Below are 8,328 nucleotides of genomic sequence, written 5' to 3'. Positions count from 1 at the left end.
AGCGTCGTCATCAGCAGCGGCATCATCACCGCCGTGCCGGTCGCCTGGACGACCCGCGCGAGCAGCGCGCCGCCACCATGTTCCCGCCCGGCGCCGCCGGGTTCGACCCCTTCGGGCGGGGGCCCGGACGCGTCGAGACCCCGCCGGGACCGGTGGTCCGCGGCGAGGTCGTCCACGACGACGAGGCCGTCGACGAGCACGGCGACCGGACGTCGCGCGCCTGACCCTCAGGCGTCGCGGACGGCGAGAGCGACGCCGCCCGCCAGCAGCGCCGCGGCCGTGTAGGCGGCCAGCACGCCGAGGCCCTCCCACGGCCCGATCGGCAGCCTCTCCACGCCCCGCGTCGCCTGGACGGCCAGCCCCGCCGTCATCGGAGAGAGCCTCTCCAGCCGCTCCCGCCATTCCTCGTCCCCGACCAGCCGGACGAGGACCGGCGCGATCCACAGCAGCGCCAGCACCGCCCCCATCGCCACCGCCTGCTCGCGCAGCACCGTCCCCGCGCCCAGGGCCAGCAGGGCCACCAGCACCAGGTAGAGGACGGTCCCGGCGGCGGCGCGGGCGGTGGGGCCGTCGGCGAGCGACAGCGGCGGGTAGCCGTTCGCGGCCGTGAAGCCGTTGCGGGGCAGGACGCCCCGCCCGGCCGCCAGCGACGCCAGCACGCCCGCCGTCCCGCCCGCGGCGACGAGCCCCGCCACGACGGCGGCCTTGGCGGCCAGCACGGTGATCCGCCCCGGCACCGCCGCCAGCGTCGCGGTGATCGTCCCCGTGGCGTACTCGCCCCCGACGGCCAGCACCCCGAGGACCACCGCGGCCACCTGCCCCAGCTGCACGCCCGACAGCGCCAGCTTCGGCGTGTCCTCCGCGCACCCGGCGGGCCCCGTGCAGTGCGCGGTGTCCACCGTGCCGGTCACCGCCGCGCCGACCGCGGCGACCAGCACCGCCAGGGCGGGCGCGAGCCACGCCGTGCTCGGCACCGTGCGCAGCTTCGTCCATTCCGCGTGCAGCGCGTGCAGGCCCGTCCCTGCCCGGCCGGTCATGCGTCGCGCCCCACGACCAGCCGCGCGGCCGCCGCCAGCGCGACCGCCGCGTACACGCACAGCACCCCGAGTCCCGCCCACGGATCGATCGACTGGTCGAAGCGGTCGACGGTCCGCTGGATCGCGAACCCGGCCGCCGGGGTGAGCCGCTCCAGCCACCGCGCCGCCGACAGCGGCAGGCCGGTCGCCACGATCTGCGGGACGAGCAGGAGCAGCAGCACGATCGTGATCGCGGGCGCGCCGCGCCGCACGATCACCGCGACCGCCAGCGAGAACACGGCGATCACGGCGAACAGCGCCCCCGTCCCGGCGACCGCGCGCAGCACCGCGCCGTCGGTCAGGGGCGGCACCGCCAGCCCGTGCGAGCGCTCCAGCGGCCCGGCGAGCAGCACCGACCCGAACGCCGCGGCCAGCCCCGCCGCCAGTGACGCCAGGCCCGCCACGACCGCCTTGGCCGCCAGCACCCGGCCGCGCCGGGGGGCGGCCGCGAACGTCGTGCGCAGCATCCCGCGCCGGTACTCCGCCGTCACGAACAGCACCGCCAGCGTCACGATCGCCACCTGCCCGATGAGCGCGCCGGAGAGGGTGGTCCTGGTGACGTCGTCGGCGAACGCGTTGGGCCCGATGTCCCCCACGCCCTTCAGCGTGATCGTCCCTCCGGACCCGGTGCGCCCGTCCAGGGACGGGTCGGCCGCCGGACCGCTCGCCGCGGCGCGGTCCCGCCAGGCGGCGCCCGGCTGCGCCGGCGCCACCGCCACCTGGTCGAACGCCGCCCGCGTGGCCGAGGGCTGCCCGGAGACGCTCTCCCCGCCGAACATCCGCCGCACCTCGACCTTGTCCGGGGCGGCAACGAACACGCCCGCCAGGGCCGTCCGCGGCAGCCCCTTCAGCCGGACGGACCCGACGCGGCGCCAGCCGCGGCCGTCGGCCGAGGCGTAGCCGGTGACGTCCGCCCCGGCGCGGGACAGCTTGAGCCAGCGCGGCACCGCGCCCGGCCCGCCGCCGGCGCCGCCCTCCTTGTAGCCGCTCAGGAGGCGGACGCCGTGTCCCGGCGTCACCGCCAGCGCCGCGTACGGGGCGCCCGCCCGCGTGCTCCCCCTGACCATCAGGCCGGCCTTGGCCCAGGCGCCGCCGCCCTCCTGGGAGGTGATGCGCGCGACGACCGTGCCGTCTCCGGCCAGCGGCATGTAGGTGTAGTGGCCCAGGTCGGAGATCTTCAGCAGGGCCGGGTCGGGCGGCGGCCCGTCGCCCGAGCGGGTGGACTGGCTGCCGGCCGCCGCCAGCAGCGCGACCAGCACGGTCAGGAGCACCGACGCCGGCAGGGCCAGCACCCAGCGGCGGACGGTGCGCAGCTTGGTCCACTCGGCGGCCAGCAGCCGCCCGAACCCGTCGCGGGCCTCGTCCTGGACGGTGCTGCGGTACGGCGCGACTGCGGCGGTCCCTGGGGCGCTCACCGGGACTCCCGCCCCTGCGCCGCCTGGAACTCGACCGCGTCCCGGGTCAGCTCCATGTAGGCCTCCTCCAGCGACGCGCGGTGCTCGCCGACCCCGCTGAACCCCACCCCGGCCTCGGTGAGGACCGCGACGACCTTCTCGGCGGCCAGTCCCGTGACGGTGACGGCGTCCGGGCCGGACGCCGCCACCGTGGCGCCCGCGCGAGCCAGAGCGGTCATCGCCTCCCGGCGCTCGGCCGTGCGCACCTCGACCCGGCCGCCGGACGCGGCCTCCAGCAGGTCCGCGACCCTGGTGTCGGCGATCAGCCGGCCCCGCCCGATCACCACCAGATGGTCCGCGCCTCCCTCCAGCTCGCCCATGAGGTGGCTGGAGACCAGCACGGCGCGCCCCTCGGCCGCCAGGGACCGCAGCAGCCCCCGGATCCAGGTGACGCCCTCGGGGTCCAGGCCGTTGACCGGCTCGTCGAACATCAGCACCGGCGGGTCGCCGAGCAGCGCCGCGGCGATCCCGAGCCGCTGCCGCATGCCGAGGGAGAACCCGCCCGCCCGGCGGCGGGCCGCGCTCGCCAGCCCGGTCAGCCCGATCACCTCGTCCACCCGCCGGGACGGCAGCCCGTTGGCGTGCGCGAGCCACAGCAGGTGGTCGCGGGCCCGGCGGGCCGGATGGACCGCGGACGCGTCCAGCATCGCCCCGAGCCGGCACAGCGGCGTCCGCAGCGACCGGTAGGGCCGGCCGCCGACCAGCGCCGTCCCGCCGTCCGGCCGGTCCAACCCCATGATCATCCGCATGGTGGTGGACTTGCCGGCGCCGTTCGGGCCGACGAACCCGGTGACCTGCCCGGGGCCGACCGTGAACGACAGGCCGTCCACGGCCAGGGTGGGCCCGTACCGCTTGCGCAGGGCCCGTACTTCGATGGTTGCCTCCATGGACCGGGAGACTACGGAGCGCCGCCGCCGCGGGTCGTCACGCCAGGGAGCAGTTCCGGCGGGCGCGGCCCGGGGGAGCGGGCGTCCCCCGCGGGAGGGACGCCGCCGCGGCGCCGTCCGCGCCACAATGGCGTCCGTGGGCGACAGCGACGAGACCGCCGGGCGGGCGCGGTGGCCGGTGGCCGGCGGCTGCCTGGCCGCGGCCGCCGTCGCCGAGGCCGTCTACCGCACCCACGGCTCGGGGGCCGTCCTGGCGCTGGTCCTGCTGGTCGACGTGTGCGCGACGCTCCCGCTGGCGGCCGTCCGCGACCGGGGCGCGGCGGCCGCGGCGGTGATCACGGCGGCGGCCGCCGCGGCGTGCGTCCTGCACCGCGGGCCGGCCGTCGCGGCCCTCGCCGCCCTGGCCACCGTCTGGACGGTCCTGGCGCGCCGCCGCGTCCTGCGGCGCCGCGCCGAGGCGGCCGCGCTCGACGCCTCGCGGCGGGAGTTCGAGACCACCCTGCTGGAGCACACCGCGCGCGGTGAGCGGGCCCGCATCGCCCGGGAGCTGCACGACGTCGTCGCCCACCACATCTCGATGATCTCCGTGCAGGCGGAGACGGCCCGGCTCGCGGTCCCCGGCATGCCGGAGGAGGGGGCGAAGCGGCTGCTGGCCATCGGCGACACCGCCCGCACCGCGCTCACCGAGATGCGGCGGCTGCTCGGCGTGCTGCGCGAGGACGCGGGCGCCGAGCCGACCCGCCGCCCCCAGCCGGGCCTGCAGGAGCTCCTCGACCTGGTCGACGGGACCCGCGAGTCGGGCGCCGCGGGCGTCCGCCTGATCGTCGCCGGGCACGTCGCGGCCCTGGACCCCGGACTGGAGCTGGCCGCCTACCGGATCGTCCAGGAGGCCCTGACCAACGCCCGCAGGCACGCGCCCGGCGCGGCCGTCGACGTGGAGCTCGACTACGCCCCGGACGCGCTGCGCGTCAGCGTCCGCGACAACGGCCCCGGCCCCGGCACCGACGCAGGCCTTGGTGGCCCGGCCGGGCACGGGCTGCTCGGCATGCGCGAGCGCGCCGCCGCCGTCGGAGGCGACCTGCGCACCGGCCCCGGGCCCGTCGGCGGGTTCCTGGTGGAGGCCACGCTGCCGCTGGGGGAGGAGTCGTGAGCGTCCGCGTCGCGGTGGCCGACGACCAGGAGGTCGTCCGCGCCGGCTTCGGGGCCCTGCTGGGCACCCAGCCCGATCTGGAGGTCGTGGCGACGGCGGGCGACGGCGCCGCCGCGGTCCGGGTGTGCCGCGACCACCGTCCCGACGTCGTGCTGATGGACGTGCGGATGCCGGTCATGGACGGCATCGAGGCCACGCGCCGCGTCACCGCCGAGCCCGACGCGCCGCGGGTCCTGATGCTGACCACCTTCGACCTGGACGAGCACGTCTACGACGCCCTCGTCGCGGGCGCCAGCGGGTTCCTGCTCAAGGACGTCACGGCCGAGCGGCTGTTCGACGCCGTCCGGGTCGTCGCCGCGGGGGAGGCGCTGCTGGCCCCGGCCGTCACCCGCCGCCTCATCGGGGAGTTCGCGCGGCTGCGGCCGCGCCCGCCGTCGGCGGGGCCGGCCCTGGACGCGCTGACCCCGCGCGAGACCGACGTGCTGCGCCTGGTCGCCGAGGGCCTGTCCAACGCCGAGATCGCCGGCCGGCTGGTCGTGGGGGAGGAGACCGTCAAGACCCACGTCAGCCGGATCCTGCGCAAGCTCGGGCTGCGCGACCGCGTCCAGGCGGTCGTCGCCGCCTACGAGAGCGGCCTGGTACTGCCCCGCTCGGGCCGGTGACGGCCGCGCCGGGCCGGCGGGGCGAGGGCCCCGGCGGGCGAAGGACCGCCGGGCATGGCGAAGGCCCGCACCCCCGCCGGTACGGGCCCTCGCGTCGAGAACTGTCAGCCGCTCACGCGGACTTCCTGCGCCCCGCGCGCAGGATCTCCAGGCGTTCGGCCAGGACCTCCTCCAGGTCTTCCAGCGTGCGGCGCTCCATGAGCATGTCCCAGTGGGTCCTCGGCGGCTTTCCCTTCTTGGCTTGGGGCAGCTCGCCGTCGACCCGCAGGGCCGTGGCGCCGCAGCTGCGGCATTCCCAGGTGATCGGCACCTCGGCCTCGGCTGCGAGCGTCACGGTGAACCGGTGGCCCTTGGTGCAGGTGTAGTCCACCTCTTGGCGAGGGGCCAGATCGGTGTTGCGATCGTTCTCGTAGCTCGTCGCTCCGAGTCGGGTGCCGCGAAGTGCGCGCTCGGCCATCGTCACGTGCCTCCCAGACGGCTTGCGGTCTTGCCCAGACCAACGCTGAACACCGTGACAAGATTCCCCCACCCGGGGTGATCCAACCCTGCTGTTTGCGCTCGTCCCCGGCCGCCGGCGGGGAACACGCGGCTGGCGCGCTAGTGACGGGACGTGAGCACCGCGTCGATGAGCCCGTAGTCCTTGGCCTCGGCGGCGGTGAAGTAGCGGTCGCGGTCCAGGTCGCGGCGGACGGTCTCGGGGTCGTGCCCGGTGGCCTCGGCCAGGATCGCCTCGGTCTGCTCGCGCATCCGCAGCACCTCCCGCGCCTGGATCTCCAGGTCGGTGGCGGCGCCCTCGGCCACGTCGATCTCCGGCTCGTGCAGCAGGATCCGGGCGCCCGGCAGCGCCTGCCTGCGCCCCGGCGAGCCCGCCGCCAGCAGGATCGCCGCGGCCGACCCGGCCTGCCCGACGCAGGTCGTCTCGATCTCGGGCCGCACGTAGCGCATGGTGTCGCAGATCGCCAGCATCGCGGTGATCGACCCGCCCGGCGAGTTGATGTAGAGGGCGATGGGCCGGTCGGGGTCCATGCCCTCCAGCGCCAGCATCTGCGCCGTGACGTCGCCCGCGCTGGTGTCGTCCACCGGCGCGCCGAGGAACACGATGCGCTCCTCGAACAGCTTGCTGTAGGGGTCGGTCTCCTTGCGGCCCTGGCCGGTGCGCTCCTCGAACTGGGGGACGAGGGAGCGCCGTTCCGCGCGTGTCATGTGCCCACCCGGTCGGTGCTGTCGATGACGTGGTCGACGAAGCCGTAGTCGCGGGCCCGCTCGGCCGTGAACCACGCGTCGCGGTCCCCGTCGGCCTCGATCCGCTCCAGCGGCTGCCCGGTGTGGAACGCCGTCCGCTCCGCCAGGGTCCGCTTGAGGTACAGCGACTGCTCCGCCTGGATCCTGATGTCGGACGCCGTGCCGCCGATGCCGCCGTGCGGCTGGTGCATCATCACGCGCGCGTGCCGCAGGGCGTACCGCTTGCCCCGGGTCCCCGCGCACAGCAGCGTCTGTCCCATGGAGGCGGCCATGCCCATCGCGACCGTGGATATGTCGTTCGGGACGAACTGCATCATGTCGTAGATCGCCATCCCGGCGTCCACGACGCCGCCCGGGGAGTTGATGTAGATCGTGATGTCGCGCCGGGCGTCCTGCGCCGCGAGCAGCAGCAGTTGCGCGTTGATCCGGTTGGCCAGACCGTCGTCGATCTCGCTGCCGAGGAACACGATCCGCTGGGCCAGCAGCCGTTCGAACAGCTGCGCGTCCGCCGGTCGCGTCATCTCGTCCACGCGTGCCCGCGACCTGCCGGTGAACGTCTCCGCCGGCTGCCGGCCGTCCTGTCGCCACGGTCCGCCGTCCATCGCGCCTCCCTGATCATCTGTACGTTTCGTACACTACGTACGGACAGTATTCCAGTGCCCGCGAGAGGGCCAGAGGGGGGCGGGGTGTTTCGCTATACGATGAATCACGTGGATGTTCCGGTGACCGAAGCACGCGCCCAGTTCGCGGATCTGGTGAACCGGGTCGCCTACACCGGCGAGCCCGTCAAGCTCACGCGGCGGGGCAGGGTGATGGCCGCCCTGGTCTCTCCAGAAGATCTGGAACTCCTGGAGACGGTCCGCGCCCAGCGCGCCGACCTGCAGGTCGGCGGGACCGTCCCGCCGGGGCAGCCCTCGCGGCCCGCCGAGCGGCCCCAGCAGCAGCCGCAGCCGCCGATGCGCATCGCGGCCGAGTACCGCCCGCCCGGCTTCAGGCCCTGACCTCGGTCTCGCGACCGGGGCGCAGACCGGCGCCGTCCAGGGGCCGCACGAGCCCCGCCGCCGCGGCCGCGACGGCGCACAGCGCCACCGGCAGGAACAGCGTGAGGCCGAGCGGCACGGCGCGGGTGAGCGGGCCGATGACGGCCGGCCCCGCGAGCATCCCGAGGTAGCCGAGCCCGGCCACGCGGGAGACGTTGGCGCCCGAAGACTCCCGGTCGTGGTGGCCCGCCGCGCTGAACAGCTGGGGGACCGCCCCCGACAGCCCCGCTCCGAGCACCGCCCAGCCGGCCAGGGCAGGCGCGGCCCAGGGCGACAGTGCCGCCACCGTCAGGCCGGCCGCGGCCAGGGCGGTGCCGTTGCGGAGCACGGCCACCGGGCCGAAGCGCGCGGCGAGCCGGTCGGCCAGCAGGCGCCCGCCGGTCATGGCGGCGGAGAAGGCCCCGAACGCGAGCGCCGCGGTGCCGGGCGACGCGCCCAGATCGCGCAGGTGGAGCACGCTCCAGTCGTTGGCCATCCCCTCGCACAGCATGATCATGAAGGCGAGGACGGCCAGCCCGCGGATGCGCCGGGGCGTCCGGCGGCGCGCCGGCGGGGCGGCGGTGTCCGGCGCTCCGCCGGACCGCAGCAGCGCGGGGGCCGCCGCCGCGCCCACGGCCGTGCTCAGGACCGCCACCGTGCCCAAGGTCGCCGCCGGGCTCCAGCCCCAGGTGAGCGTCCGGGCGCCGGCCAGGGCGGCCAGGACGCCCCCGAGAGAGAAGGCCGCGTGGAAGGCGGCCATCACGGGCCTTCCGTAGCCGCGCTCGACCTGGACGGCGTGGGCGTTCATGGCGACGTCCAGCGCTCCGTGGGCGGCGCC

General features: G+C 76.3%; 11 protein-coding genes. 4 read left to right on the top strand and 7 right to left on the bottom strand.

Annotated elements, in window-relative coordinates:
* A partial coding sequence (locus AB0C69_RS33250) for a hypothetical protein (protein WP_360358874.1) occupies positions 1 to 224 on the top strand: 224 nt, incomplete at its 5' end.
* 3 nt (positions 225 to 227) lie between these two features.
* Here the strand turns inward: AB0C69_RS33250 and AB0C69_RS33245 are convergent.
* Genes AB0C69_RS33245 through AB0C69_RS33235 form a run of 3 tightly spaced genes read right to left on the bottom strand, consistent with a single transcriptional unit; the run spans position 228 to position 3,417 of the window.
* Entirely contained in the window at positions 228 to 1,037 is an 810-nt protein-coding gene (locus AB0C69_RS33245) for an ABC transporter permease (RefSeq protein WP_360358873.1), read from the bottom strand.
* Positions 1,034 to 2,491: an ABC transporter permease subunit gene (locus AB0C69_RS33240; protein WP_360358872.1), complete on the bottom strand. Its 1,458-nt coding sequence runs from the start codon at positions 2,489 to 2,491 to the stop codon at positions 1,034 to 1,036. Before AB0C69_RS33240 ends, AB0C69_RS33245 begins: the two co-directional genes overlap by 4 nt.
* On the bottom strand, positions 2,488 to 3,417 hold the full coding sequence (locus AB0C69_RS33235; RefSeq protein ID WP_353835803.1) for an ATP-binding cassette domain-containing protein: 930 nt from the start codon (positions 3,415 to 3,417) through the stop codon (positions 2,488 to 2,490). The genes AB0C69_RS33240 and AB0C69_RS33235 overlap by 4 nt, the downstream gene beginning before the upstream one ends.
* A gap of 136 nt (positions 3,418 to 3,553) precedes the next feature.
* On the opposite strand from AB0C69_RS33235, the gene AB0C69_RS33230 reads away from it, so the two are divergent.
* Positions 3,554 to 4,567 (top strand): sensor histidine kinase, encoded by a 1,014-nt coding sequence (locus AB0C69_RS33230; protein ID WP_360358871.1) that lies wholly within the window; start codon positions 3,554 to 3,556, stop codon positions 4,565 to 4,567.
* Entirely contained in the window at positions 4,564 to 5,229 is a 666-nt protein-coding gene (locus AB0C69_RS33225) for a response regulator transcription factor (protein WP_360358870.1), read from the top strand. Before AB0C69_RS33230 ends, AB0C69_RS33225 begins: the two co-directional genes overlap by 4 nt.
* A 112-nt stretch (positions 5,230 to 5,341) precedes the next feature.
* Here the strand turns inward: AB0C69_RS33225 and AB0C69_RS33220 are convergent, their stop codons facing one another.
* From AB0C69_RS33220 to AB0C69_RS33210, 3 genes are all read right to left on the bottom strand, one after another.
* Positions 5,342 to 5,686, bottom strand: a complete 345-nt coding sequence (locus AB0C69_RS33220) for an RNA polymerase-binding protein RbpA (protein WP_345187085.1) — start codon at positions 5,684 to 5,686, stop codon at positions 5,342 to 5,344.
* A gap of 140 nt (positions 5,687 to 5,826) precedes the next feature.
* Positions 5,827 to 6,432 carry an ATP-dependent Clp protease proteolytic subunit gene (locus AB0C69_RS33215; RefSeq protein WP_345187057.1) on the bottom strand — a complete coding sequence of 202 codons (606 nt, stop codon included), beginning with the start codon at positions 6,430 to 6,432 and terminating at the stop codon, positions 5,827 to 5,829.
* Positions 6,429 to 6,992, bottom strand: a complete 564-nt coding sequence (locus tag AB0C69_RS33210; RefSeq protein WP_353835886.1) for an ATP-dependent Clp protease proteolytic subunit — start codon at positions 6,990 to 6,992, stop codon at positions 6,429 to 6,431. The genes AB0C69_RS33215 and AB0C69_RS33210 overlap by 4 nt, the downstream gene beginning before the upstream one ends.
* A gap of 201 nt (positions 6,993 to 7,193) precedes the next feature.
* Here AB0C69_RS33210 and AB0C69_RS33205 point away from each other — a divergent pair, with 201 nt between their 5' ends.
* The gene (locus AB0C69_RS33205; RefSeq protein WP_230298848.1) at positions 7,194 to 7,472 is read left to right on the top strand and encodes a type II toxin-antitoxin system Phd/YefM family antitoxin; all 279 of its coding nucleotides are present in this window, start codon (positions 7,194 to 7,196) and stop codon (positions 7,470 to 7,472) included.
* Here the strand turns inward: AB0C69_RS33205 and AB0C69_RS33200 are convergent.
* The coding region (locus AB0C69_RS33200; protein ID WP_360358869.1) for an MFS transporter at positions 7,462 to 8,328 on the bottom strand (867 nt) is incomplete at its 5' end. The two genes, AB0C69_RS33205 and AB0C69_RS33200, sit on opposite strands and share 11 nt — an antisense overlap.

The organism is Actinomadura sp. NPDC048032 (genome assembly GCF_040653175.1).
GTDB classification, from domain to species: Bacteria; Actinomycetota; Actinomycetes; order Streptosporangiales; family Streptosporangiaceae; genus Spirillospora; species Spirillospora verrucosospora.
Note: the sequence above shows the minus strand (reverse complement) of the source record. Positions and strands in the feature narration are given on the sequence as shown.

Bases quoted from the DNA above. Each gene is read 5' to 3' on its own strand.
- AB0C69_RS33245 (WP_360358873.1), bottom strand. From the start codon at position 1,037: ATGACCGGCCGGGCAGGGACGGGCCTGCACGCGCTGCACGCGGAATGG.
- AB0C69_RS33235 (WP_353835803.1), bottom strand. From the start codon at position 3,417: ATGGAGGCAACCATCGAAGTACGGGCCCTGCGCAAGCGGTACGGGCCC.
- AB0C69_RS33210 (WP_353835886.1), bottom strand. From the start codon at position 6,992: ATGACGCGACCGGCGGACGCGCAGCTGTTCGAACGGCTGCTGGCCCAG.
- AB0C69_RS33220 (WP_345187085.1), bottom strand. From the start codon at position 5,686: ATGGCCGAGCGCGCACTTCGCGGCACCCGACTCGGAGCGACGAGCTAC.
- AB0C69_RS33215 (WP_345187057.1), bottom strand. From the start codon at position 6,432: ATGACACGCGCGGAACGGCGCTCCCTCGTCCCCCAGTTCGAGGAGCGC.